This window comes from Mogibacterium kristiansenii, from assembly GCF_009695905.1.
In the GTDB taxonomy this organism is placed as follows: Bacteria; Bacillota; Clostridia; order Peptostreptococcales; family Anaerovoracaceae; genus Mogibacterium_A; species Mogibacterium_A kristiansenii.
Genome location: NZ_VUNA01000006.1, coordinates 1 through 25,909, shown reverse-complemented (window position 1 = coordinate 25,909; position 25,909 = coordinate 1). Strand labels below are relative to the sequence as shown.

Annotated in this window: 23 protein-coding genes; 14 read left to right on the top strand and 9 right to left on the bottom strand. The window is 49.3% G+C overall.

Translation table 11 applies throughout. From position 1 onward, the window contains the following. Nucleotides 1-16: 16 nt before the first annotated feature. Nucleotides 17-1,003, top strand: a complete 987-nt coding sequence (locus FYJ65_RS04085; RefSeq protein WP_154554086.1) for a helix-turn-helix transcriptional regulator — start codon at nucleotides 17-19, stop codon at nucleotides 1,001-1,003. A 79-nt stretch (nucleotides 1,004-1,082) separates the two neighbouring features. Here the strand turns inward: FYJ65_RS04085 and mnmA are convergent, their stop codons facing one another. Beyond that, entirely contained in the window at nucleotides 1,083-2,156 is a 1,074-nt protein-coding gene (gene mnmA, locus FYJ65_RS04080; protein ID WP_154554085.1) for a tRNA 2-thiouridine(34) synthase MnmA, read from the bottom strand. Between the two features lie 148 nt (nucleotides 2,157-2,304). On the opposite strand from mnmA, the gene FYJ65_RS04075 reads away from it, so the two are divergent. The 4 genes from FYJ65_RS04075 to FYJ65_RS04060 are packed head-to-tail and all read left to right on the top strand — an operon-like array spanning nucleotide 2,305 to nucleotide 7,501. Beyond that, nucleotides 2,305-3,684, top strand: a complete 1,380-nt coding sequence (locus tag FYJ65_RS04075) for an aldehyde dehydrogenase (RefSeq protein ID WP_154554084.1) — start codon at nucleotides 2,305-2,307, stop codon at nucleotides 3,682-3,684. Next, entirely contained in the window at nucleotides 3,668-4,414 is a 747-nt protein-coding gene (tsaA, locus tag FYJ65_RS04070) for a tRNA (N6-threonylcarbamoyladenosine(37)-N6)-methyltransferase TrmO (RefSeq protein WP_154554083.1), read from the top strand. Before FYJ65_RS04075 ends, tsaA begins: the two co-directional genes overlap by 17 nt. 36 nt (nucleotides 4,415-4,450) lie before the next feature. After that, nucleotides 4,451-5,629 (top strand): metallophosphoesterase, encoded by a 1,179-nt coding sequence (locus FYJ65_RS04065; RefSeq protein ID WP_154554082.1) that lies wholly within the window; start codon nucleotides 4,451-4,453, stop codon nucleotides 5,627-5,629. A 12-nt stretch (nucleotides 5,630-5,641) separates the two neighbouring features. Further along, entirely contained in the window at nucleotides 5,642-7,501 is a 1,860-nt protein-coding gene (locus tag FYJ65_RS04060; protein WP_154554081.1) for a DUF975 family protein, read from the top strand. A 237-nt stretch (nucleotides 7,502-7,738) separates the two neighbouring features. Here FYJ65_RS04060 and FYJ65_RS09780 read toward each other — a convergent pair whose 3' ends face one another. From FYJ65_RS09780 to FYJ65_RS04040, 4 genes are read right to left on the bottom strand one after another with little or no spacing between them, the layout of a single operon-like run. Further along, on the bottom strand, nucleotides 7,739-8,968 hold the full coding sequence (locus FYJ65_RS09780; protein WP_206157305.1) for a class II aldolase/adducin family protein: 1,230 nt from the start codon (nucleotides 8,966-8,968) through the stop codon (nucleotides 7,739-7,741). A gap of 39 nt (nucleotides 8,969-9,007) precedes the next feature. Next, nucleotides 9,008-10,546 (bottom strand): xylulokinase, encoded by a 1,539-nt coding sequence (locus tag FYJ65_RS04050; RefSeq protein ID WP_154554079.1) that lies wholly within the window; start codon nucleotides 10,544-10,546, stop codon nucleotides 9,008-9,010. A gap of 15 nt (nucleotides 10,547-10,561) precedes the next feature. Further along, on the bottom strand, nucleotides 10,562-12,055 hold the full coding sequence (locus FYJ65_RS04045) for an aspartate aminotransferase family protein (RefSeq protein ID WP_154554078.1): 1,494 nt from the start codon (nucleotides 12,053-12,055) through the stop codon (nucleotides 10,562-10,564). After that, nucleotides 12,052-12,525 (bottom strand): GtrA family protein, encoded by a 474-nt coding sequence (locus FYJ65_RS04040; protein WP_154554077.1) that lies wholly within the window; start codon nucleotides 12,523-12,525, stop codon nucleotides 12,052-12,054. Before FYJ65_RS04040 ends, FYJ65_RS04045 begins: the two co-directional genes overlap by 4 nt. A gap of 270 nt (nucleotides 12,526-12,795) precedes the next feature. Here FYJ65_RS04040 and FYJ65_RS04035 point away from each other — a divergent pair, with 270 nt between their 5' ends. Next, complete coding sequence (locus FYJ65_RS04035) at nucleotides 12,796-13,998, top strand: ATP-binding protein (RefSeq protein WP_154554076.1); 1,203 nt, start codon at nucleotides 12,796-12,798, stop codon at nucleotides 13,996-13,998. 36 nt (nucleotides 13,999-14,034) lie between these two features. After that, nucleotides 14,035-14,802: a YlmH family RNA-binding protein gene (locus FYJ65_RS04030; RefSeq protein WP_154554075.1), complete on the top strand. Its 768-nt coding sequence runs from the start codon at nucleotides 14,035-14,037 to the stop codon at nucleotides 14,800-14,802. A 107-nt stretch (nucleotides 14,803-14,909) separates the two neighbouring features. Here the strand turns inward: FYJ65_RS04030 and FYJ65_RS04025 are convergent, their stop codons facing one another. After that, complete coding sequence (locus FYJ65_RS04025; protein ID WP_154554074.1) at nucleotides 14,910-15,284, bottom strand: RidA family protein; 375 nt, start codon at nucleotides 15,282-15,284, stop codon at nucleotides 14,910-14,912. A 27-nt stretch (nucleotides 15,285-15,311) separates the two neighbouring features. Continuing rightward, nucleotides 15,312-17,081, bottom strand: coding sequence for an aminopeptidase P family protein (locus FYJ65_RS04020; protein WP_154554073.1), 1,770 nt, complete (start codon nucleotides 17,079-17,081; stop codon nucleotides 15,312-15,314). Between the two features lie 224 nt (nucleotides 17,082-17,305). Between FYJ65_RS04020 and FYJ65_RS04015 the strand changes: the two genes are divergently transcribed. The 3 genes from FYJ65_RS04015 (at nucleotide 17,306) to FYJ65_RS04005 (ending at nucleotide 21,033) form a co-directional block, all read left to right on the top strand. Further along, entirely contained in the window at nucleotides 17,306-17,839 is a 534-nt protein-coding gene (locus FYJ65_RS04015; protein WP_154554072.1) for an LOG family protein, read from the top strand. A 10-nt stretch (nucleotides 17,840-17,849) separates the two neighbouring features. After that, nucleotides 17,850-19,367, top strand: a complete 1,518-nt coding sequence (locus tag FYJ65_RS04010; protein ID WP_154554071.1) for a class I SAM-dependent DNA methyltransferase — start codon at nucleotides 17,850-17,852, stop codon at nucleotides 19,365-19,367. 490 nt (nucleotides 19,368-19,857) lie between these two features. Then, complete coding sequence (locus FYJ65_RS04005) at nucleotides 19,858-21,033, top strand: restriction endonuclease subunit S (protein WP_154554070.1); 1,176 nt, start codon at nucleotides 19,858-19,860, stop codon at nucleotides 21,031-21,033. 172 nt (nucleotides 21,034-21,205) lie between these two features. Here the strand turns inward: FYJ65_RS04005 and xerA are convergent, their stop codons facing one another. Then, nucleotides 21,206-22,171 (bottom strand): site-specific tyrosine recombinase/integron integrase, encoded by a 966-nt coding sequence (gene xerA / locus FYJ65_RS04000; RefSeq protein ID WP_154554069.1) that lies wholly within the window; start codon nucleotides 22,169-22,171, stop codon nucleotides 21,206-21,208. A gap of 79 nt (nucleotides 22,172-22,250) precedes the next feature. Between xerA and FYJ65_RS03995 the strand changes: the two genes are divergently transcribed. Next, nucleotides 22,251-22,538, top strand: a complete 288-nt coding sequence (locus FYJ65_RS03995) for a hypothetical protein (RefSeq protein ID WP_154554068.1) — start codon at nucleotides 22,251-22,253, stop codon at nucleotides 22,536-22,538. Here the strand turns inward: FYJ65_RS03995 and FYJ65_RS03990 are convergent. Continuing rightward, nucleotides 22,527-23,564 (bottom strand): restriction endonuclease subunit S, encoded by a 1,038-nt coding sequence (locus FYJ65_RS03990; protein WP_206157304.1) that lies wholly within the window; start codon nucleotides 23,562-23,564, stop codon nucleotides 22,527-22,529. The two genes, FYJ65_RS03995 and FYJ65_RS03990, sit on opposite strands and share 12 nt — an antisense overlap. Nucleotides 23,565-24,091: 527 nt before the next feature. Between FYJ65_RS03990 and FYJ65_RS09990 the strand changes: the two genes are divergently transcribed. From FYJ65_RS09990 to FYJ65_RS03975, 3 genes are all read left to right on the top strand, one after another. Further along, the gene (locus FYJ65_RS09990; RefSeq protein WP_328603037.1) at nucleotides 24,092-24,436 is read left to right on the top strand and encodes a KilA-N domain-containing protein; all 345 of its coding nucleotides are present in this window, start codon (nucleotides 24,092-24,094) and stop codon (nucleotides 24,434-24,436) included. 299 nt (nucleotides 24,437-24,735) lie between these two features. Beyond that, entirely contained in the window at nucleotides 24,736-25,353 is a 618-nt protein-coding gene (locus FYJ65_RS03980) for a hypothetical protein (RefSeq protein ID WP_154554066.1), read from the top strand. Nucleotides 25,354-25,388: 35 nt separating this feature from the next. After that, a complete protein-coding gene (locus FYJ65_RS03975; protein ID WP_154554065.1) occupies nucleotides 25,389-25,607 on the top strand; it encodes a PF20097 family protein in 219 nt (72 codons plus the stop codon). The last annotated feature ends 302 nt before the right edge of the window (nucleotides 25,608-25,909 follow it).

Below are 25,909 nucleotides of genomic sequence, written 5' to 3'. Positions count from 1 at the left end.
TCGGGAGGTGTGGCCGATGGGTGACTTAACGAATTGCAGCACGCGGAAACGAATTATCGTTCTGTTGCGATACCTATATCTGAATACGGATGAACAGCATCCCGCATCCACCTATGATTTGTTGGATTATCTGGAGGAGCAGGGGGTTGGAACCAATCGGAAGACCTTGAAGACGGATATGGAATTCCTGACCGGTGAGGACTCTGCTTATGATATTATTGAAATCAAGAGCAAGCCGAATCGATACTTCTGGGGTTCGCGGGAGTTCGAGCTTCCGGAACTGAAGCTTTTGGTGGATGCGGTGTCCTCTTCTCGCTTCATAACACCGAAGAAAAGCCAGCAGCTTATCGAGAAGCTGAATCGATTCTTGAGCGAGAACCAGCGAAACGAGCTGCAGCGGCATCTCATCTTCGGAAGCCGCGTGAAGGCGCTGAACGAGAATATCTACTATATCATCGAGCTGATTAACGATGCCATCAGCCGGGAGAAGATGATTCGTTTTAACTACTTTGAGTACAACGCGGAGAAGGAGAAGGTGCTCCGGGGAAATGGAGAACTCTATCGTCTAAGCCCATACACCTTGTTTTGGAACGATGATTTCTATTACGTGATTGGCTGGTCGGACAAGCACTTGAACATTTCCTCTTTCCGGGTGGATCGGATGACCAATGTGGAAATCGCCGATCTTCCGGCGGCCAAGAAGCCTATGGGCTGGGATCCGGAGGATTATTGCCAGAAGGTGTTCGAGATGTACCGGGGAGAGCTTCAGATTGTGACCCTGGAATGCGAGAACGAGGTGATGAAGTACGTCATCGACCATTTCGGGGAGGATGTACACACGCGGGTAACGGATGAAAAACACTTCCTCGCCACGATGGAGGTATCCGTCAGTCCCAACTTCTTTTCCTGGATTTTCCGTTTCGCCGGAAAAATCCGGATTATTTCCCCGTCCGTCGTCCGAGACGAATACATGGAGATGGCACAAAAAGTGTTAAAAGGATAATCAAAAAACAGGAGTGACTTCCGGAAGATTCCGGCAAAGTCGCTCCTGTTTTTGATTTTCTGTAAAAACAGAATCGGTTCTAGCAGATGGTTCCGCCGCCGATGACGTAGTCGCCGTCGTATAGAACGACCGACTGGCCCCGGGTGATGGCTCGCTGGGGTTCGTCGAAAATTACATGGACGGTATCCGGTCCCGTTGGGACGATGGTGGCATCCGCCTCTTTGTGCTTGTAGCGAATTCGGGCTTTGGCCCGAATGTCAGAGGCCGGGGTATCCGTGGCAATCCAGTTGAAGTCCTTGGCGTCGAATTCCCGAGTAAAGAGATCCGCGTTGTCTCCCAGGATGACCCGGTTGCGCTCCATATCCAGCTCCTGCACATACATCGGTTTCTTCAGGGCGAGACCTAAGCCCTTTCGCTGTCCGATGGTGTAGTGGATGATGCCCCGGTGCTCGCCCAGAATATTTCCTTCCCGGTCGGTGAAATAACCGGAAGGGTAGGTTCGGCCGGTGTACTTCTCGATAAAGCCGGCGTAATCCCCATCCGGGATAAAGCAGATGTCCTGGCTGTCCCGTTTTTCGGCGTTGATGAAGCCCTGCTCTTCGGCGATTCGGCGGGTTTCCGTCTTGTGGAGGCCTCCCAGCGGAAACAGGGTGCGGGAGAGCTGATCCTGGGTCAGGGAATAGAGCACGTAGCTCTGATCCTTGCTCAGGTCGGCGGATTTCTTCAGGAGATATCGCCCGGTTCCCCGGTCCTGTTCGATGATGGCATAGTGACCGGTAGCGATGTAGTCCTGATCGATTTCTTTTCCGGCGGTGTACAGGTGGTCGAATTTGAGGTAACGGTTGCATTCCACGCAGGGATTCGGGGTAATTCCCTGTTCGTAGGAGTCGATGAAGCGCTGGATGACTTCCTTCTTGAACTCCTCTCGGAAATCGTACACCAGAAAATAGATGCCTAACCGATTGGCCACGCTGACCGCATCGTTAATGCTGTCCAGGCTGCAGCAGGTCTTGGCGCTGCTGATACCGATGGTTTCATTATCATAAAGGCGCATGGTGACGCCGGTGGCTTCGTATCCGGCTTCCCGAATCAGGTAAGCCGCAACACTGCTGTCCACACCGCCGCTCATGGCCACGAGAACTTTTTCAGACATTGAATTCCTCCGTTTGTTACTTTTCGTTCATTATATCACAGATTCATGGTACAATGATTTATATATTATTTTTATAAGATACCACTTTGGTAGGCATTTTGCAACCGGAAGAGAAAATCGTTCCGAGATGCAGGGAAAGAGGGAAGCTATGGATCGCTCAGAAATAATTCGAATTCGAGATCTGCAGAATCAATATTTTCTTACCGGCACCACGCTGGACGTGGGACATCGAATTTCCGCGCTGAAAACTCTTCGGGCGGGGATTCGTCGGTACGAGGATGCCATCTGCCGGGCGTTAAAGGCAGATTTGGGAAAGGGCTCCTACGAGAGCTTTATGTGTGAAATCGGCATGGTGTACGACGAGATTTCCTACATGATTCGGAATGTGCGGCACTTTGCCAAGGAGAAGAACGTGCGGACGCCGCTGGCACAGTTTCGTTCTCGCAGCTTTGTGAAGCCGTCTCCGCTGGGAACGGTGCTGATTATGAGCCCGTGGAACTATCCGTTCCTCCTTACCATGGAACCGCTGATTGATGCGATTGCAGCGGGCAATACGGCGATGGTGAAGCCGAGCGCCTACTCTCCGGAGACCGGATCCGTGATCCGGAATATCATTAAAGTTTGCTTTCCGGAAGAATACGTTGCGGTGGTGACCGGCGGACGGAAGGAGAATCAGTATCTTTTGGATGAGAAATTTGATTTTATCTTTTTTACCGGAAGCAAGAGTGTGGGACAGCTGGTGATGCAGAAGTCGGCAGAGCACCTGACCCCATTTGCCTTGGAGCTGGGCGGGAAGAGTCCATGCATCGTCGACAAGACGGCCAACATTAAGCTGGCGGCGCGCCGAATCGTATTCGGCAAATTCCTGAACTGCGGTCAGACCTGCATCGCACCGGATTACATCTATTGCCACGAGGATGTTCGAGAAGAATTGGCGGAAGCTCTAAAGGCGGAGACCATCCGGCAGTATTCGCCGAATGCACTGCTGAATCCGGACTACGGAAAGATCGTCAACGAGAAGCATTTCCGGCGTTTGAACGGACTGATGGATCCGGAGAAAGTAATTCTGGGCGGTGGTTCCGATCCGGAAACCCTGCAGATAGAACCTACCATCATGGATTCGGTGGAATGGACCGATCCGGTGATGGGAGAAGAGATTTTCGGACCGATTCTTCCGATTCTCACCTACCGCAGCACGGAGGAAGCGGTACAGACGCTGAATCGGCTGCCTCATCCACTGGCGCTGTATGTTTTTACCGGCAAAAAGAAAGTGGCGGAGTACTTCCTGTCCCGATGCCGATTCGGAGGCGGCTGCGTGAACGACACCATCATCCACATCGCGTCCAACAAGTTGGGCTTCGGCGGCGTGGGCGACAGCGGAATCGGAAACTACCACGGCAAGTGGGGATTCGATACCTTCTCCCACTACAAGGGAATTGTGGATAAGAAAACACGGCCGGATCTGCCGATGCGGTATCAGCCGTACAAGAAGATGTACGAAAAGGTGCTCCATGTGCTGTTCCGGTAGCGAGAGAGACCGGCTTTCCATTCAGCCGGTGGCGTACATTCGTACGGATTTCAAAGAGAAATTCGGAATTCCCCGGCAGCCGGGATTGGTGCCGGGTTTGACGGGCACCGTGGAGTTCGAGCCGGAATTCCGGACGCCGGATGTAGTTCGGGGAATGGAAGATTTTGAATACCTTTGGCTGATTTTCGGGTTTTCGGAGAACTGGGATTATTCCCGGGAAGGAGAGCCGGAACCGAAATGGTCGAAGCTGGTGCGGCCGCCAAGGCTGGGCGGAAAGGAGAAGAAAGGGGTGTTTGCCACTCGCTCTCCCTTCCGGCCCAACGGTCTTGGCATGTCCGCGGTAAAACTCCTTCGGGTGGACACGGTAAACCCGGAGAATCCGCTGCTGATTGTAGGCGGCGCAGACTTGCTGGACGGCACGCCCATCTACGACATCAAGCCGTACGCGGCATACTCCGATGCGCATCCGAAAGCGGGGTCCGGATTCGCCCGGCCGGAGATGAAATTCCTGGAAGTGGTATTTCCGGAAGAGCTTCTTCGGAAGGTGAGCGAAGAGAAGCGGCAGCCTCTAATCGGGGTGCTGGAACAGGATCCCCGTGCGGCGTACGAGAAGAAGCCGGGATACGTGTACGGAATGAAGTTCGCTTCCTACGACGTGCGGTTTCAGGTTCGGGGGGATGTGCTGCAGGTGGTGGATGTGGTTTGCTCGGAAGAGCAACATATTAAGTAGAATACAGAAAACGAGGAAGGGTAACGACAGAGATTTATGTTCAAATGGTTCATGCTGGCGGTGTACGTAATACTGCTGATATATACGATGGCGCATTTTCACAAAGGGCTGGAATTCATCACCGGAAAGAAGAGGCGATACTTGGTGGGGATGTGCACGCTGGTGGGAGTGTGCTGCCTGATGATTTTGGTGGGGCGTTTTCTGCCGGCCGACGGATTTCGGCGCCATATAATTGAATTTTCCAACTACTTCCTGGGCTTCTGGATTTACCTGGTGTTCTTCTTTGCCCTACTGGATATCGCGCTGATTCTTCGGAAGCGTGTGTGGAAGAAACCTGCTTTTACGTGGCACACGGCAACCTTCGGCATCATACTTCTGCTGTCGGCGGGGCTGACCGTTTGCGGCGGCATTCACGCCAGACACGTGACGGTGAACACGCAGAACGTGACCATTCACAAGTCGGTGGATGGCATGAAGGAGATGAAAATCGTGCTGGCGTCGGACTGGCACCTGGGGTATTCCATCGGCGTTCGGGATATGAAGCGGATGGTAAAAAAAATCAACGAACAGAACCCGGACCTGGTGCTGGTGGCCGGGGATATTTACGATAACGAATATGAAGCCATTCACAAGCCGGAGGAGGTGGCGAAGGTTCTGAAAGGAATCCGAAGCCGCTACGGAACGTACGGTGTGTACGGAAATCACGATGTGTCGGAGAAGCTGGTGGGTGGTTTTACCACTCAAACCGACGCCAATCCCACGCGGGATCCGCGCATCGACCGGATGATGGCGAAGGCGGGAATCACCATGCTTCAGGATCAGGTGATTTCGGTGGATGGAAAAATAGATCTGGTGGGTCGGCTGGACGGGGAGAAGACCGGATATCGGAACAACCGGCGGGAGTCCCTTCAGAACTTGATGCAGACAGTGGACAAAAACAAGCCCGTGCTGGTGCTGAATCACGAACCGGAGCACTTGAAGGATTACAAGGATACGGGGGTGGATTTGCTGATGGCAGGTCATACCCATGCGGGGCAGTTCTTCCCGCTGACCATCATGCGGTCCTTTGTGTGGGAGAATTACTGGGGCGTGGAGAAGCTGGGCACGGCCACCGGAGCGGTGACCTCCGGCGTGGGAGTCTACGGACCGCCGCTTCGGCTTCTGAGCAACAGCGAAGTGATGGTGCTGAACGTACGGTTTGAAGATGGAAGATAGATAGGGAGTTCTATGCGTAAAGAATTAAAACGACGGGCGAAGGAAAATCTGAAAAAGCACTATCTTATGGTGCTGGTCATCTGTCTCTTCGCCAGCTTTTGCGGGGTGGAATATGGCATGTCCACCATCCGCTACCATATGGACAATATTGAATACACTTCCATCGGACAGCTGTACGAAACAATTGTGGAGAATTCGGATTTCAAAGAAACGGTGGACCGGATTGCCAACGGAGAAGGGGATCAGGTCCGGAAGGAAATCCGGGAACAGAAAGAAGATCTCGTAAAGAACGATCACAGCCGGTACCTGGGCCGGTCCAACGGTGTTTTTTCCGGTATTGCCAATTCCTATTCCGCCGGCGGTTTTCGATTCGCCGTAGCAGAGGCACTGCTTAGTCTTTCCGGTTCCCGAACCGTCTCTATTTCTCTGATGATTCTGGGGAGCGTGGCGGTGTACCTGTTTATTTGGCTGTTCATCAAAGAAACCTACCGCGTGGTGATGCGGCGTATGGTACTGGAGGGCCGGGTATATGAAAAGGTCACGATTCAGCGATTGTTCTATCCGTTGGAGACGCGGTCCTGGCCGAAAATCGCCTGGACCATGTTCGTACAGTCACTGTACCGTTTCCTGTGGACATTGACCGTCGTGGGCGGAGTGATTAAGCGGTATTCCTATGCGCTGGTGCCGTATATTCTGGCGGAAAATCCCACCATAAAAGCCAATGAGGTCATCACCCTCTCGCGAAAAATGATGCAGGGTCACAAGTGGGAGCTGTTCAAGGCGGACATGAGCTTCTTGGGCTGGGATGTTCTGGACATTTTCACCATCGGATTGTCCGGCATCTTCTTTTCTAACCCGTATAAAGCGGCGTTCTACGGAGAGTATTACGCAAGAATCCGGGAGGTTTCCAAGGAAGCTTGCATCTCCGGTACCGAAAACCTGATGGACGAATATCTCTACTGTCCGGCGCCGAAGGAGATACTGCGAGAGAAGTATCCGTATTTGGTGAGCCGGATTGAAGAAAATGAGAAGAACGCCGTTCCGGAGCCCACGGGGATGAGCGGATTCATTGCGAAGTGGTTCGGCGTTGAACTCCTTCCATCCCGAAAGCTGGAGGAATACGAACGGAATAAGGCGATGCAGTACCAGCTGGGATACGGTCAGGCGATTCTGGACGGCGTGGTGTATCCCGGCAGACTGGGACCGTTCTTCGGCAATTTCCAATTTACGCCTCGGTTCACCATGCTGCCGACTCGGAGCTATTCCTTGCTGAGCTTAATTATGATCTTCTTCATGATGTCCTTTGTGGGCTGGTGCTGGGAAGTGAGCCTGCATTTGGTGGAAGACGGGGTCTTCGTCAACCGCGGCGTGCTGCACGGACCATGGCTTCCAATCTACGGTGTGGGAAGCCTTCTGGTGTTGATTCTGCTGAAGCGTTTTCGGGAGAAGCCGGTGGTGCAGTTCACCCTGACGGTGGTGGTCTGCGGCATCGTGGAATACGGCACGGCCTGGATCCTGGAGACGAAATACGGCCAGAAATGGTGGGACTACAGCGGATATTTCATGAATATAGACGGAAGAATTTGCGCGGAAGGACTTTTGGTATTCGGCCTTGGGGGACTGGCCATAGTCTATCTCATTGCGCCGCTGCTGGACAACCTCCTGAAAAAGGTGAACCGAAAGGCTCTTCTGCTGGCGGCCATCATGCTGATCAGCCTATTCTCCTTCGATCAGATCTATTCGGTGAAGCACCCCAACACGGGGGCCGGCATCTCCAGCGGAAACACGAAACAGGTGGCTATGAAAATCACCGAATCCAAAGCCGTGCCGAATCGCCGAAAGGGTAAATGGAACTGCAGATGGAACGTATAAGAAATCCGGTGATTCATATACAGTGCAAATTCCTTTTGATGAGGAAGGTAATACACTAACACTAAATTGTTACTTCAAGGATGAAAACTTGATTGTTGAGCAAGTTTTACCGGATGAATATAAAGATTACGATGTGGGTGATCCAACCGTATATAAAAAGTGAAGATCCAAAAACCTGCACCGGACAGCAAGCTATTGCTGACCGGTGCAGATTTTTATTATACTGCCCAGATTTTGTTATTCTGCCCAGAATTGTTCGATGCGTGCTTTGGCGGCATTTTCGATGCTCATGGCCGTGTGGAAGGCATCGTCCAGGTCTGAACCCACCGCCACCATGCCGTGGTTCTTCATCAGGCAGCCGCGGTTCTCCCCGATGGCATTCTGCACATTTCGGGAAAGCAGACCGGTGCCGGAAGGCCCGTAGGCGGCGCATTCGATGGCATCGCCGCTGCTGGTGGTAAAAGAAAGTCCGCAGGCGGCATAGACGCAGGCGTACCGCGCATGGGTGTGGATGACGGCATTTACATCCGGCCGATTCCGGTAGATTCCGGCGTGGAAGTCCTTTTCCGAAGTGGGCTTGAGCGCACCCTCATAGGCCAAGGTTTCCAGGTTCACCTTTACGATATCCTCCGGAGTCAGTCCCCGGTAGTCCATCCCGGATGGGGTGCACAGCATCCATTCATCGTCCAGCCGAAGGGAAAGGTTTCCCCAGGTGCCCTGGACCAGTCCGGAATCCAACAATCGGATACCGTATTCCACCACCTGCTCCCGGCACTTCTGTTCTTCCGGTGACCGGTCTTTTTTCGGCAAATCCATCTCCGCGTAATCCGATGCCGCGTCTTGCAGAATATCTTCCGGTATTTCCGCAGGAGCCTGCTGTTCCAGCCGGTCCTGCCGTTCCATCTCTTTCCGAGAATACTTTTTCAGATAGATTTTATGCTCCAGTTTTCCCATCAGCGGGCACACCGGATGAGCACCGCCGAGGAAATCCGCATCCACAAAGATACCGGCGTTCTTCTCCAGAATCAGGAGTCCGGTGAACACCTCGTACAGGTTTCGCCCGCAGACCATCAGATTGCCTTCCGTGGTGAGAACGGACGGGGATTTTCTCAGGGCTTTGGCCAGGCTGAGGCGATCCTCCGGAACGATGGAAACTCGGCTACCGATAATCATGGCCATATCGTCCAGCACGGCCGGAATGCTCAGACCATCCCGGATGCACATGGCGGTATATTCTGTTTTTGCCACCACCATGGCTTCGTAAGGGGAGGCAATCAGTGCGCCTTTGGCCGGGTCGGAAGTGCCGGTGATGTCGCAAATTTCTTTTACCCGAAGATCGGTAAAGTCCGCATCCGGTTCCGTCCCGAAGACCCGATGGTTCTGCTGCACCAGAATCCGAGGGGAATCCCCCAGAGAGAAACCGATGTCCGCAAATTTTTTTCCGTATTCAATTATATTCTGTTTCACTGCGTGGAGTGTCATAAGCTCTGTTCGTGCTCCTTTCCGTTATTCCTGATCCGTCCCTTCAAAGCGGGCGGAGTTCGCTTGGCGGTAGGCTTTTTCCAGCGAATGATAGACGTTCTTGTAATCTTGGAACAGCTTGTTGTAGATGGCGGCGTTTTCCGGGTTCGGGTGGTATTCCCGTTCGATGGGCACGAATTCCTTCGCTGCCGCAAAGGACGGAATGACGCCCAGACCGATCAACGGAATCATGGCGGCACCCACGGCACCCGCATTCCGCGGATCCTTCACCACCGCAAAATGTTTTCCCGTAATATCCGCGATAATCTGCATCCAGCCTTTGTCCAGAGAACCGCCGCCGATGATGCGGAAATTGTCGCACCGGAAACCGTAATCCTGCCGGTAGTTCTCCAGAATCCACCGCAGGTTGTATCCGATGCCTTCGTACATGGCTCGCATGATGTGCTCCCGGGTGTGAATCATGGTCATGTTGAAAAGAGTAGCCCGGGTGGTGGTGGAGGAGACGGGACATCTTTCTCCCAGCATCCACGGGGTGCAGATCAGGTGGTCGCTGCCCGGCGGGATGTCGGCCACCACGGAGTCCATGTAGTCATAGATTCCGTCACCCAGTTCTTCCATCTCCTTTCGGAAAAACTGGTTCTTCAGCCACTCGATGTTGGCGCCGGCGGATTCCGTGATTCCCGCAATCAGGTTCATCTCCTTGTCGGCGCTTTGGATGGCGGCGGCACCGTGCTTGAATTTGTCCGCTGTTCGGCTGCAGGCTGCCACCCAGGCAGAGGTGCCTAGATAGATGTGAATGTCGCCGTCACCGCACATGCCGGAGCCCACCGTCGCCGCCTGGACGTCGTCGCATCCGCCGAACACCGGCGTTCCTTCCATGAGTCCCGTTTCCGCAGCGGCTTCCCGGGTGAGGCCGCCCACGATATCCGTGCTGGCCACTAGCGGCGGCAGCCGGTTCATATCGATGCCCACCAGTGGGAAGACGGACATCCAATCCTTTTTCTTTAGATCCAGTCCGTAGGAGGAAGCTCCGGACAGTTCCGTGACCATGCGGCCGGTGCATTTGTATTTAAGGTAGCCGTTTACGTCCAAAATCAGGTGGGTTTTGGCGTAGATTTCCGGGCGTTCTTCCTTGAGCCAGGTGATTTTTGCGATGCAGTCCTTTCCCATGATCGGGGTGCCGGCGAAGAGGGTGAACAGCTTCTTGCCGCCCACGCGGTTCATGATATGCTCCGCCTGCTTCTGCGCCCGTCCGTCCACCCAGGTGATGTTGGGATAGAGAACGGTGCCGTCCTCGGACACGGGAATGACTCCCTGTGCCTGGGTAGAGAACACGATGCCTTTAATTTGGCTTTTTTGGATGCCTGCTTTTTCTACAACTTCCCGGCCGGTTCTGCATACCGCTTTCCAATAATCCTCCGGATTCTGCTCCACCCATGCCGGCTCCGGATAGAAAGTGGGGTAGGGGGCGGTGGCGGCGGCGATAATCTTGCCGGAAAAATCCACCAGTACTGCTTTATCGGAACCGGTGCCGATATCGTGGGCGAGAATATATTCTTTCATAGCGTTTCTTCTTTCTTACAGCAATCCCTTGTCCGTAGGAACCACGTGCTTAAATACCTCTTCAAAGCGGTTCAGTGCATCGTCGATGACTTCGTCGGTGGTAGCCATGGAGGTGTAGAGCCGGCTTCCGGCTAAAGTCACCAGACCGTTGGCCATATAGGCAGCGCCCATCCGCTCCATGGAATCCTTCCGTTCGTACATCATTTCCTTGTTCCGCAGAAGTCCGACGGCGGATTTCAGAATGTTGAAGGAGGAGAAGTCGAAGCTCATGGCCCCGGTGCATTCCAGGTGGCAGATGCTGCCCTGATTATATGCCACGAACGGAAGGCGATACTGCTGAATCAGGGACTTGATTCCGTCGGTCAGCTTATCTCCCGCTTTTCCGGCAATCTCACAGGCATTGGTGCGTTCAATTTCCTTGATGCAGGTGTAGCCGGCCAGCGCGGAAATCGGCGCAGCCGCCAGGGTTCCGCCCACGTATGCCCGATGTTTTCCGCTGGCAACGCCGGCCGCCATCAGCCCGGCGTATTCTTTTTTTCCGCCGACGCCGCCGGCTCCCGGATAACCGCCGGCAACGACTTTGCCGAAGATGGTGAGGTCCGGTGTGACGTCGAAATAGCCCTGGGCGCCGCCGATGGAGGTGCGGAAGCCGGTGACCACTTCGTCGAAAATCAGCAGGGCGCCGTACTTGTCGCAGAGGTAGCGAACGCCTTTGTTGTATTCCTTGGAAACCGGACGGGTGCCGCTTTCCGGACCGCACGGCTCGATGATGACCGCTGCGGTGCCGCCGCGGAACTTGTTCAGCTTCAGCATGCTCTCCAGCATGTTCAGGTCATTCGGACGAACCTCGTCGGTGAGGGAGTAGAGGCGTCTCGGAATTCCGTGGGATTCCAGCAGTCCGCGAGAGCCCGGAATCTTCGTGCCGTAGACCATCTGATCGCTCCAGCCGTGGTAATCGCCGCCTTCTTTAATGATGCGCTTGTTTCCGGTAGCGATGCGGGCGATTCGCAGGGAGGCCATGACGGATTCTGTGCCGCTGCCCAGCATCCGGAACATCTCCACGCCCGGCATGTGTTTGTGAATCTCTTTGGCCAAAAGAAGTTCGGATTTGTGCAGGAGTCCGGTGACCGGGCCGCATTCGTTGAGCAGCTCGATGACCGCATTCCGAATGGCCGGATAATTGCTGCCTAGAATGGTTGGGCCGCCGGCCTGAAGGAAGTCCAGGTACTTATTGCCGTCCTCGTCGTAGAGGTAGGCCCCTTCGGCTTTCCGGAAGGCTACCGGGAACGGTTTGTTGAAGGCCAGGTTGTGCTGCACGCCTCCCGGGATGTACTCCTTCGCTTCTTCGTAGATGGCTTTGGAATTGGTGCACTTCTCGTCGTAATACTTGAGAATGGTGTTTTCGTAATAGTCGTCATCCACCTCCCAGATCGGCTCTTCGGTCAATGCCTTCAATGCGGCATTGATTTTATCCGGGGAGTCCCATCTGCTGATTCCACAATTTGTCATTTTTGTTCGCTCCTTTCCTCTTGGCGTTGTGCCCGCCGGTTCGTATTCATGCTGTTCCGGTATACCACAAATCGATCGTAAATATATTCAGAAATAAGGTTCGTGGCCATGGTGAGAAAAAGGACGGCGTAGCTGTTCCAGCCGGCTTTTTCCGTCAGCGCATTGCCCCACCAGGTAGAGAGAGGCGTGAAGACGCAGTAGAACAGAAAAATCTGCACCATGGCTTTGGACACATTATTCGCGGATTTAAAGGTGAATTCTCGATTCAGCGTGAAGTTCCACAGCACCGAGAGTACCAGGGCAATCAGGTAGCAGGGCCAGTATTTCCAAGGGGTCACCATGTCCAGTACCGTAAAAGCGGCGGTTTCAATAATTCCCGCCGATGCGGAGAACAGGGCGAACTTAACAATCTGAATCCTTGTTTCCCTTGCGTTGGGTTTGTACGGTTCGTTCACCGGGTGTTCGTTCATATCGGGCCCCTTTCTGCAGTGACTGCATAAATATAATAAAGAATATATGTTTATTATCTCACCGGGGGCGGCGTTTGACAATAGAAAACAAAGTAGTGACGGGTGTTTTTTGGATGTATTCGTGCCGCCGGAAAGCCGGTTTCGAAAAATGAAAAATTTTCAAGTTTCGAAAGCGGGTTCTTGCATATGCTATTTGCAGGCAGTATAATAAGTGAAACAAGATGGTTTCGAAAAACGAAAAAAATTCAACTTTTGAAAGAGGTCGGCTATATGAAAATAATTACGAGAACGCAGTACCTGAATCGAATTATCGAACTAAATGGTACTCCGGATATAAAAATCATCACAGGAATTCGCCGTAGCGGAAAGTCGAAACTAATGCAGGCATATATCGAATACTTGAAAAGCAGCTTTGAGAACATTAATGTCATCTTCATTGATTTCATGGATTTGGCATATGAAGAACTTAAAGAATATCATGCATTGCATGCTTATGTGGAAGCGAATTATCAAGAAGGAAAACCCAATTATCTATTTGTGGATGAGGTTCAGATGTGCCCGCAATTTGAACTGGCAATCAACAGCCTTTATTCCAAAGGAAAATATGATATTTACATAACCGGCTCCAACGCTTTTCTGCTGAGTGCAGATTTGGCGACACTTTTTACAGGCCGCTACATTGAAATTCATGTTTTTCCGTTCAGTTTTCAAGAGTATTGTCAATACTATGATGATGTTCAAGATAAGGATAAGCTCTTTGAGGAGTATTCGATTAAGGGCGGCTTAGCAGGATCCTATGCGTACAGGACGGAAAAAGACAGAACGAATTACATCAAGGAAGTCTACGAAACCATCGTCACAAGAGATTTGATACAGAAATATATTCTGCCGGATACATTGGTTCTGCAGCGTTTAAGCGAGTTTCTCATGGATAACATCAGCAATCTGACATCTCCGAATAAGATTAGTCAGCAGTTGACAGCGAACGAGATGCCAACCAATCACGTGACTATCGGCAAGTATATTAAGTACTTGTGCAATGCGTTCGTTTTTTATGATATTAAACGATACGATATCCGAGGAAAGAAATATCTGGAGACTTCGGAAAAGTTTTATCTGTGCGACAATGGAATTCGGTATGCAATCCTCGGAAGCAGGAATATGGACTACGGAAGAGTTTATGAGAATATCGTCTGCATTGAACTTCTCCGCCGTGGATATGAAGTCTATGTCGGAAAACTATATAAAAAAGAAATTGATTTTGTGGCACAAAGAGGCAGCGAGAAGGTTTATATTCAGGTTAGCGATAATATCACCGGCAAAGAGACTTTTGAGCGAGAAGTATCGCCATTGCTTCAGATTCGTGATGCATACCCCAAAAAGGTGATTGCCAGAACCAGGCATCCTCAATACAGTTATGAAGGAATTGAAATTGTTGATATTGCGGACTGGTTATTGACAAGAGCAGAATAAAAATACAAATACAACGTGCGAAAGGTGACCGATGAAATGGATGATAGTAAATTGCTGAAGTCTCGGATTGCGGACCGAATCCGCCAGGCAGAGGAAGGCTTCTATATAACGAATACGGATTTTCTGGATCTGCACCAGCAAGCCCTGGCTCGAGAGGAGTGCCGGGGACACTCGGATCTTCGATTCTGGTTTTATGGGGGATATGAAGACGCGGAACGGCGCATTCTGATTATCGCCCCGAAGGATTACGGTGAGACGCTGGAGGATGTGCTGGGCATGGAGGAATTCCTGCATGTGATTCACGTGGAAACCGGCGGCAGCGACCGAAAGCTGAGCCACCGGGATTACCTGGGCTCCGTGCTGGGGCTTGGCATTGAGCGGCGAATGATTGGTGACATCCTGGTGGATGAGAAGGGGGCGGACATGATTGTCCGTCCGGATATCAGCACGTTCCTGGAGCAGGAATATCGATCTGTGGGAAGGACCGATGCCAAAATCGAAGTGAGACCCATCGGGGAGCTGGCGGTTCCGGAGCGGCGGGTGCAGGTCATCCGGGATACGCTCCCCAGCCTGCGGCTGGATAACGTGGTGTCCACGGCGTTCAAGGTTTCCCGGTCCGATGCAGTGAAGGGGATTCGAAGCGGAATTGTATCGGTGGATCACATGGAGTGCACGAAAATCGACCAGCGGATTGATGAGGGGGCGGTAATCGTGCTGCGGGGAAAAGGAAAGGCGGTGCTGCAGGAAATCGGCGGGGAGTCTAAGAAGGGACGAATCTGGGTGGAGATTCTGCGGTACGTGTAGCAGCTGCGGCGGAAAAAGTGAAGAACCAAAAACAAAGCGGGAGCGAACCATGAACTTTGGTTCACTCCCGTTTATACAAGTGTCGTTTATCGAATGAATGCACTTACCTACTTCGCAGCGGCGATTACTTCGATTTCGCAAAGGATGCTCTTCGGAAGTTCTTTTACCGCAACGCAGGATCTAGCCGGCTTGGACACGAAATACTTCGCATAGACTTCATTGAATGCACCGAAGTCTGCCATATCGGTGATAAAGCAGGTGGTCTTTACCACATCTTCGAAGGTCAGGTCGTTGGCCTTCAGAATCTCTCCGATGTTCTTGCATGCCTGCTCCGCCTGTCCCGCAACATCGGTACCGATGGTTTCACCGGTTTCCGGGCTGAACGGAGTCTGTCCGGAAATGAACAGGAATCCGCCGGCAGTGACTGCCTGAGAGTACGGGCCGATTGCAGCAGGTGCTTTGTCAGTGTTTGTATATTTCATCTCTATGTCTCCTTATAATTGGTTGCTTTATTTGGTAATCTCTTCGGTCTGTGCCTTGACGAATTCTGCCAGGTCGCCATCCACGCGTGGAAGCAGTACTTCACGAACCATCTTGTGGTAGTTGTTGACCCATGCCAGCTCTTCGTCGGTGAGCAGAGCCGGGTTGATGGCTTCTCTCTCGTACGGTACGAAGGTGATCGGCTCGTTAATGGTGTTTCCTTTACCGTCGTCCTTCATCAGAACTTCGTTCTCGATACGAACACCAAACTGGTTATCGATGTATACGCCCGGCTCGTTGGACATAATCATGCCCGGACAAATGGTAATCGGAGTCGGTACACGGCGAAGGATATTCGGACCTTCGTGGACGCTGAGCAGGTGACCCACACCGTGGGACAGACCGTGCTTAAAGTCCAGACCTACCGCTCTCATCGGTGCACGGGTGATGGCATCCAAGTCGATTCCGTTCATTCCCGGAGTCAACACGGCATTGTGCATTGCCAGATGAGCCTTGAGAACATAGGTATAGTCATCAATCATTTCCTGAGTCAGCGGTCCAACGGCGATGGTACGGGTAATATCCGTGGTACCGTCTGTGTAATGACCACCGGAGTCCAGAAGCAGGAAGCCTTCCGGCAGAATTTCGGCATCGGTTTCCGGTGTCGGTGCGTAGTGGATGACGGAACCGTTTGGTCCGTATCCGGCAATGGTCTCAAAGGACAGATCGAAGAAGCCATCCTCTTCGGCACGGAACTTCCGCAGCTGTTCTGCCGCACTGAGTTCGGTCTGATGCGGTGTCTTTGCAGCAACATCCTTAATCCACTTGATGAATTTCACCATTGCAACCGCATCCTTCTTATGCGCGTTGAGGGAGCTCTTGATTTCGGTCTCATTCTTAACGGCCTTCATCATAGCGATTGGAGTAGCTTCATCCACCGTCTTCATGCCTTCCGGAATTCTCAGGCACAGAGCGTAGTTCGCGGAACCGGAATCCAGCCACAATGTCTTGGATGCATCCAGAGCGGCAACGTCCTGTTCGATTTCATCATATCCTTTCACGGTAACGAAGGACAGGTCTTCCGGCAGGGAATCCTTTACCGCACCGTCCATTACGTACAGGTTCACAGAATCCTTGGAAAGCAGGATGAAGGAGAAGAATACCGGTGTGTAATCGATATCACTGCCTCTCATGTTCAGGAGCCATGCGTTTTCCATCAGATCGGTAACCAGCAGGTAATCCGCATTCTTTTCGGCCATGGCTTTCCGAACATCTGCAATCTTTTCGGTTGCGGTCTTGCCGGTAGTGGTCAGTGGCAGTTCGTAGATTTCCGATGGCTGAATCTGCGGACGGGAAGTCCATACTTCACCTACCAGGTCTTTATCCCATTTAATGGTAACGCCCAGTTCACCCAGCTTCGACTGAAGATCTTCACCGTAATATCCCGGAACAACCTTGCCGTCAAATCCCAGCGTATAGCCGCCTTTTTTCTTGGCCAGGTCAATCAGGAATTCTTCAACGGTCGGAACGCCCGGCTCTGCCATTCTCATCAGCTCGATTTCACTTCCGGCCAGCTGACGCTCTGCCTGGAGGAAATATCTGCCGTCGGTCCAAAGATAAGCACCTTCGTCATCGACGATGAGTTCACCGGATTCTCCGGTCAGTCCGCTCATGAATTCACGAGCTTTAAAGAAATCGTTTACATACTCGGAACTGTGATAGTCGCCGGATGGTACGTAATAAACATCCACACCATTGGCTTTCATCTTTTCCCGAAGCTCTAGAACTTCTTTTTTCATTTTATTCACCTCTTTGCTGTCAATCCGATTTTTGGATTTCACAAAAATAATAACGCGTCGGTAGAGAACTCTTACCGAACTATTTTATTATAGCACGTACCCCAAAAAAGTTAAGGGTTTTATTCAAATTAGTACAAAGACCCTCCTGGGGACATTTGAATTTCAGCGTCGGATTGGTATAATGGTAGGGACTTTATGCAAGCGGAAAGAAGAGGGAGAAATATATGAATGTAACGGTATACTGCGGATCCAGCATGGGGTCGGATCCGGATTACAAGAAAGCGGCGGAGGCACTGGGGCTCTGGATTGCCGGGAACGGGCACACGCTGGTGTACGGCGGCGGCAATATCGGCTTGATGGGAATCATTGCAGATACCGTGCTGGAGAACGGCGGAAAGGTCATCGGCATTATTCCGGATTTCCTGCTGCACTGTGAGCAGGGGCACGAAGGCCTTCACACCTTGGAAGTGGTGCACTCCATGTCCACCCGGAAGAGTCGGATGATTGAACTTGGGGATGCTTTTATCGCCATGCCGGGAGGCATCGGAACCCTGGAGGAAATCACGGAAGTGCTGACCCTCAAGAGACTGGGGCGGACGGATAAACGGGCATTTCTGTACAATATCAACGGATATTACGAACCCCTTCGCGGCACATTTCGCCAGATGGTGGAGAAGGAATTCCTGCCGGAGGAGGAGATGGAACTGTTTGAGTTCGTGGCAAATGTGGACGAACTGGATGAAGCGCTGAGAGGATAATGGAGGAAAAATGATAACCGGAGAACTGAAAAATCGGATTGACAGCCTGTGGGATGATTTTGCGGCGGGGGGAATCGTGAACCCGCTGACGGTGATTGAGCAGATTACCTATTTGATGTTCATCCACGATCTGGATGAGGCGGATAATAAGGGCAGCATGGAAGCCATGATGCTGGGAATTTCCCACGAAAGCATCTTCAAGGATAAAGTGGAAGTGGAGGGCCGGACGGTAGACGGAAAGCAGCTGAAGTGGTCCGTATTTCAGGATTTCCCGGCAGAGAAGATGTTCGATGTGGTAAAGAATGAGGTGTTCCCGTTCATCATCAACCTTCACAGCGACCGGGAAAGCGCGTATTCAAAGTACATGAGCGATGCGATTTTCATGATTCCGACGCCGCTGCTCCTCTCTAAAGTCGTGGAGAAGCTCAGCGATTTGTTCCGGATGATGAAGGAAACAAAGCTGGATAAGGAGGATGTTCGAGGGGACGTGTACGAGTATCTTCTGTCCAAATTAAACACGGCCGGAAGAAACGGGCAGTTCCGTACACCGCGCCATATCATCAAAATGATGGTGGAATTGATGCAGCCGAAGCCGGATGAAATCATCTGCGACCCGGCCTGCGGAACTTCGGGATTCCTCATCGCAGCCAGCGAATATCTGATGGAAGACGAGGAGCGAAAGCGGGAAGTTCTTTTCGATAAGGAGAATAAAGAGCACTATTTGAATCACATGTTCCACGGATACGACATGGACCGAACCATGCTCCGTATCGGTGCCATGAACATGATGGCTCACGGGATTGACAACCCGTGCATCGAATACAAAGACAGTCTGTCGGATCAGAATGAGGACAAAAACAAGTATTCATTGGTCCTGGCGAATCCGCCGTTCAAGGGAAGCTTGGATTACGATATCGTCTCGCCGGATCTGCTGAAGATCTCCAAGACGAAGAAGACGGAGCTTCTGTTCGTAACATTGTTCCTTCGCATGCTGAAAATCGGCGGTCGATGTGCCTGCATCGTTCCGGACGGGGTGCTGTTCGGTTCTTCGAAGGCACACAAGTCCATCCGAAAGGAAATCGTGGAGAACAACCGTCTGGAAGCCGTAATCTCTATGCCTTCCGGCGTATTCAAACCGTACGCGGGCGTATCTACGGCGATCCTTATTTTTACCAAAACCGAAGCCGGCGGAACGGATCACGTCTGGTTCTACGACATGCAAAACGATGGCCTCAGTCTGGATGACAAGCGGAGTCCGATTGAGGAGAACGATATTCCGGATATCATCCGGCGGTTCCATAACTTGGATGGGGAGATGGAGCGGAAGCGGACGGAGCAGAGCTTCATGGTGCCGAAAGAGGATATCGTGGAGAACGACTACGACCTGTCCATCAACAAATACAAGGAAGTGGAGTACGTTCCGGTGGAATATCCATCGACACAGGAGATTCTCACCAACCTGCGGGAAATCGAGATGGAGATCGCCACGGCGATGGACGAGCTGACCGTGATGCTGGGTGAAGACTAAGGAGTGCAGTGAAGTGTGTGCCGGGGTTGACGGTTCGGCGGTTCAGCGGATATAGCGAGAGAGAAATTGATATTTATTCTTTTGCGAAATGTGGGACCCGAGCGGCTGACGGGAAACGGCGGAAAACAGCGGAAATTAGAGTGGCCGCCGGACCAGATTGTGAAGTTGGTGTGAAACGTTATGCATATTGCCGCCGGAAGCTGCTTTTTGCGCTAACATTTCAAAGGCGACGCGGCGAGCAGGTATGCAGCTGGCCCGTTTCGGACGGGTTCGGCATAAAAACAGCACGGATTCCGGGGATGTTCTAATAGGATAATCCATACAGGAAGGTGATTTCTCCAATTCTCGGCAAAGAACTGCTTCCTGGACGAAAATGTTGTGCAGATTGGGGCTAAATTGCCGGAAATGCACAACATTTCACGTGAACTTCATAATGCGTGAGATGACATTAGGATTTGTTACTTAAATGTAGATTTATAGGAATAAACAAATGACAAAACTTAAAGATATTACAGGAAAAGCTCTGTCGGGAGAATGGGGAACCGATGACGAAACAGGAGTTGGTATTCCTGTTCTTAGAACGACAAATTTTACCAATGAAGGCATTGTAAATTATGAGAATGTTGTAACTAGAATAATCACTAAAAAAGACATTTCCGAAAAGTATTTACAATCTGGTGATATCATTATTGAGAAATCTGGTGGAAGTGATAAACAGCCAGTTGGACGAGTTATCTATTTTGATGGTCCCGAAAACACATATCTGTTTAATAATTTTACTGGACTTTTACGAGTGCGTGATAAAAATGAGTGGTTTCCTCGTTATGTATTCTATTCATTATTTGCAAATTATAAGAAAGGCGGTACTCGTCCGTTTGAAAATAAGACGACGGGATTACATAACCTTAAAACCGATGATTATGTCTCTCGATATGAGATTACAGAAATTCCTCTGAACAAACAGGTAGCTATTTGCGCACAGTTAGATCAAATCTTGAAAGTGATTAATTTACGCCGAAAAGAGATATCAAACCTTGACGATTTGATTAAAGCCCGATTTGTAGAGATGTTCGGAGATAATCAGGAAGTACATAAGTTATCTGATATTGCAGCTATAACTGGAGGTTTAACGAAAAATTCCAGAAGAGATAAACTTGAATTAAGAAAGCCTTACCTACGTGTAGCAAATGTCTTTTTTGCTTCCATTGATACAACAGAAATATTAGATATTGGTCTTACAAAAGAAGAATATGAAAAAACTCTGTTGCGGAATGGCGATTTACTTTTTGTTGAGGGAAATGGGAGTCCTGATCAGATAGGGCGTGTGGCCATTTGGAATGGAGAGATAGAAGATTGCGTGCATCAAAATCATCTCATTAAAGCGAGATTTGACTTGAAAAGAATGAACCCAGTATTTGCGATGTATTACTTTATTTCAGAGCGAGGTCGTAACCAAATAAAGAAAAGGGCTGTTTCCACATCTGGATTATACACGCTTAGTGTATCTAAGATAGCAGATTTTGAAATTCCGAATCCTCCAATGGAACTCCAGCAACAGTTCGCCGCCTTCGTAGCAGCGATCGACAAATCAAAAGCGACGGTGCAGAAGGCGTTGGACGAGACTCAACTTCTATTTGATAGCTTAATGCAGCAGTATTTTGGATAGGGGTCTATGAATTTTCTCGACGTAGAATTTATTATTAAAGGGAATGTGAGCAGAGCTACAAATTTAGATTTATAAAATTAAGGCATGCCAAAAGAAGAACGTTACTCTCTGGGGTTCCGGAATCCTCGGGGGGAGCGTTCTTTGTTTTTATGGGATGGAATTGCGTCAGAATTTAAGCGATGTATTTCTGGTGGGACATTTTCACGTTGTTCTGGTTCACGATGGCGTACTGCATGGTGGTGTCAATCTGAGAGTGGCCCAGAATTTTCTGAACCTGCTCGATGGGCATGCCTTTATCAATCGCCCGAGTCGCCATGGTCCGGCGGAACTTGTGGGGGTGGATGGATTTGAGATTCAGCATGCGGCCCATTTTGCGAAGGCGGATCTCCACGCCACTGATGGCCAGCCGGTTGTAGGGGGCGAGGAGGGAGACGAACAACGCGCGGTTGGTGTCCCGGCGGCTTTCCAGGTAATTTTTGAGGTGGATTTTCGTCTTGGCGTCGAAATACACGCGGCGCTCCTTGTCGCCCTTGCCGAAAACGACGCATTCTCTGGATTCGAAATTCACATCCTCGATGTTGAGGCGGACCAGCTCGCCCACGCGGATTCCGGTGGAGTAAAGCAGGTCAATCATGGCCAGGTCGCGGAGAGTGGTGCAGCTGTCCCGGAGCTTTTCGATATCCTCGTCGGAGATGACCTCCTTCACGGTTTTCTTGGTTTTGATTTTGTGGATGCGGCGCATGGGGCTTTTCAGAATGTGGTCTTCCTCTTCCAGCCACGAGAAAAAACTGGAAATGTTCCGCCGAATGTTGTCGATGGTCGCTTTGCTGCAGTTCCGGCGCTGCTGATAATCCGACAGGTATTCCCGCATCCGTTCCGTCGTCATTTTTCGAACCGGCAGGTTCACCGCGGCAAAAAGGTGCTGCACCGTCACTTCGTAATATTGAAGTGTCCGAGGGGAACAGCCTTCGATGGATTTGGCTTCCAGGAAAAGCCGCAGGTATTCGTGGTTTGTTGGCTTTCGTTCTGGCTCCTCGATGCTGAACGCCTTCACCAGCACTTCTTGCAGCTTCTTGAGCTGGGCGATGTTCAGAACTTCGGCCATTTCGTTCGTGATTGCGATGATTTTTTCTTCCATGATTGGTACCTCGTTTTTGGGTAAAGGATACCATTTAAGAGGCGGAATCGGAAGATGGGGAGAGTGAAGAACCAAAAAAATGACGATAAAAGCAAACTATCCCGATCGCCAACGTCAATCCGCCACATGGGGACGGGAGCAATTAGAGTTCCCGGCGTTTTTTTCGGATATGATTGACGATAATGCTGTGAAAACAGGGGCATTATCGTCAGTTCCTTTGGAAGTCGTGTGGGCTTCCATCGTACTATCGAGTGCAAAAATCGAGTCCTTGACGATGGAACTGAAAATACGAGCCTTCCATCGTCAACTTTTCAAAAAAGTATTTCTTTGTTGGAGCTCTGCGAAAGACAAGTCGTTAGAATTTTGATTTGTCGATCTGGTGGACGAATTGCTCAAATTCATTTTGCTTTTCCATTGGCGGAATCATTAACTTTAGAGATTTGATAGAATTGAAGTTCAGGCCTGCTTTTACTGCACTTTGATTTTTTGCAATAAACTGTTCCTTACCTGCTGGGCTTTCCATATAATGAGCAACAAACAATGGATTCAGCACTTCTCTATCAAGCCGGATACATGATAAATGCTGATTTATATAAGCACCATGCTCCGCAATCTTTTTAGTTACAACACCTGTTCGACCAAGATCTGCTGTGATACTAATTAATAAATCGCCTTCTTTAACTTTTGTTCTCCTGGCTTCAGCATTGTCTGGGGCCTTAATTGGTTGCATGTTGTCGGTTATAATACTACAATCCTTAACATTTTTTATTGTAATAAACCATTCATTCCCATCATTAACACAATATTTAGCCCAACCACGAGAACCAGAAGTAAGCGAAATAATGTAATTAGAAAGCCGATTGATTTGATATCCATTTGGATTTTCAGTTGGATCCCCAAAGAGTTCTACAAATCGGGCTTTGATAAGGTCATCTAAATACTGTATCTCCCTTTTCCTGTGAGAAAGAACCGTATCCAGTTTGTTAAATACATCTACAATTTCTTTTTGCTCTTTCTTATTCCCGATCCAAACCTCCATTTTTTCTAAATCAGCTCTAATAATCTGAGGTTGGACAGCTCCACTGATTACATCCTGGAATCCTCTACCCATAAGTGCATAATATAAATATCTTATATCAATATCGTCAACCAAATCATCTAGTGCCATTGCATTACCATTTATATATGAGAATGGCTGAGAAATATTAAGAGCGCCACACGTTCCTCTGCACCCTATCATCAAAGTTTCATTCTCATGATTGTAGTCATTATAATATCCAATTATTCCATTTGCACCGTACACAGGATATTTACCATCTGGCACAAGATTTTTTCCAGTCAAAGTTTTCCACTGTTTTGGTCTACATATATTTTTTAATTGAACTTTTTCCATACACATCAGCCTCTACAAGTCCTAGTTTTACTTTCATCTCTTCATTCCTTATGTTCTATCTTTCCTAATGCCTGAGTTATAACCTCTGGCACGCATTATGAAGTTCACGTGAAGTGTTGTGCATTTTAGGCAATTCAGCCCCAATCTGCACAACATTTTCGTCCAGGAAGCAGTTCTTTGCCGAGAATTGGAGAAATCACCTTCCTGTATGGATTATCCTATTAGAACATCCCCGGAATCCGTGCTGTTTTTATGCCGAACCCGTCCGAAACCGGTCAGCTGCATACCTGCTTGCCGAGTCGCCTTTGAAATGTTGGCGCAAAAAGCAGGTTCCGGCGGCAATATGCATAACGTTTCACACCAACTTCACAATCCGGCCCGGCGGCCACTCTAATTTCCGCCGTTTCCCGTCGTTTCCCGTCAGCCGCTCGGGTCCCGCATTTCGCAAAAGAATAAATATCAATTTGTAGGACTGCCCACTTTCCATTTAATAATGAATTCTACGTCGAAAAAATTTATAGGACCCTATCCAAAATACTGCTGCATTAAGCTATCAAATAGAAGTTGAGTCTCGTCCAACGCCTTCTGCACCGTCGCTTTCAATTTCAAAACAAGACCTGGATGATTATATTTGCATTACGGATATCGCAAAAGCAAAATCGGATTCAGCCAGAGCTGCAGATATAGTACGAAATTGGTTGAGAAACCGTGGTACATTAGAGTTTTTGTCTGTATGGGAGCAAATATATAATCCTCAATTTAAAGTGTTCGAATCTGAACACTTTAAAAAGCAGGTTGGATTATTGACTTTTACACCAAGTGTTTCGGAATGGATTAGTAACTCAAACTTCCCACATGAAAATGGGAGCTGAACAAGTAATTGCCATCAGACCGGCCAAGAGCGTATCATTGACGATGAACACATCCTTACGATTTTCACCGGCATCTGCCTTACGGAGCAGCTTTCCGACATGGAACATTGAAAAGATATTTTCGATAATTGTGTAAAGTATCTGTCCATCGCGATTGTCGTGTGGTATCATGATTGTAGTTATCTAATATCCCCAAAATCGTTGATATACTACGCATATCAAATAATGAGGAGTCTTGACAGACTCCTCATTATAAAAAACAAACATCACTGTTTCGATATGCGAAGGGGGATTTCACGATGAAGAAACGATTAGGGATTTTTGTTGTTTTAATTGCTGTATTAGTTTTTGGTATAAGTGCTCAAGGGGCTTTTGCTAGTAAAGAGCATTATTTTGGAAAAACACCACGAGGACAGAAGATATACTATACTGTCAAATCTGTAAAAAAACATACAATACGAAAGTATGCTTCCAAGCCTTCAAAATCAGACTGGAAAAAATACGTTAAAGGGGTAGTTGATGTTTCGATATCATTTTTCGATAAAAAAGTTGGAATTCCATATTCTGTAGTTTCCGCCGCATTAGGATTGAAGAATGATAAGGTTAAGATTAATTACGGAACAAGATTCTTCTCTGATGCTCAAATGCATTCGATAAAGGAAAGAACATTTTATATATATGAAGATAAAAAGCATACAAAAAAGAGAGTTGTTTACAAAGATCAGTATGGTACAGGAGATTTGTTATATTATGTTGATCCGGTTGGAAAACATGTCCATATAACTAGAATTAAGAAAAAGTGTAAATATGATGTAAAAATGAAGACACGTTGCTTTAGCAATAATTCATACATTAAGAAACGGTGTGGAATTAACTATAATCATAGGTCTAAAGAAGTGTGGAATTTGGACGATTAAGTTTTATTTCAAACTTTTAAATAAGGAGTATAGTAATGAAATGTTCAAGCTGTGGCGAAGAGATGATTCTTGGATATATTAAGTGTAGAGATGGACTTTGTTTCTGTGAAAAACCAAGCCCGATTACAGTCTTTCCATCTCTTGGAAAGAACGCTATTCCGCTTGGGAAAGAAAAAGTCGGACTTTTCAGTGGTGGAACGATTACAACTGCATACAGATGTCCGAAATGCAGAGAAGTCGTAATTAAATATTAATAATGGATAGCAATCTTCGCAGAAGCGAAGATTGCTACAGAATGAAGAAAACCCGCAGATTCAAAATTTTGAATCTGCGGGTTTTCTTGTAAGAGACGTTGGTTGGAACGGTTTTACGAGGGATCATTATCAATGTGAAGGCATATGGAAAGTTTTCTTCCCAATCAACAGTTGGTGAATATTCCTGTGCGGTGAAACCGCCATTCCGGGACGCCGGGTACCGGCGTTCCAGAGATGGGGTACCGCAAATAGTATAGATGTTATTCGCTATCGCTCTGCTTAAGACCATAGACTTCTCTCAT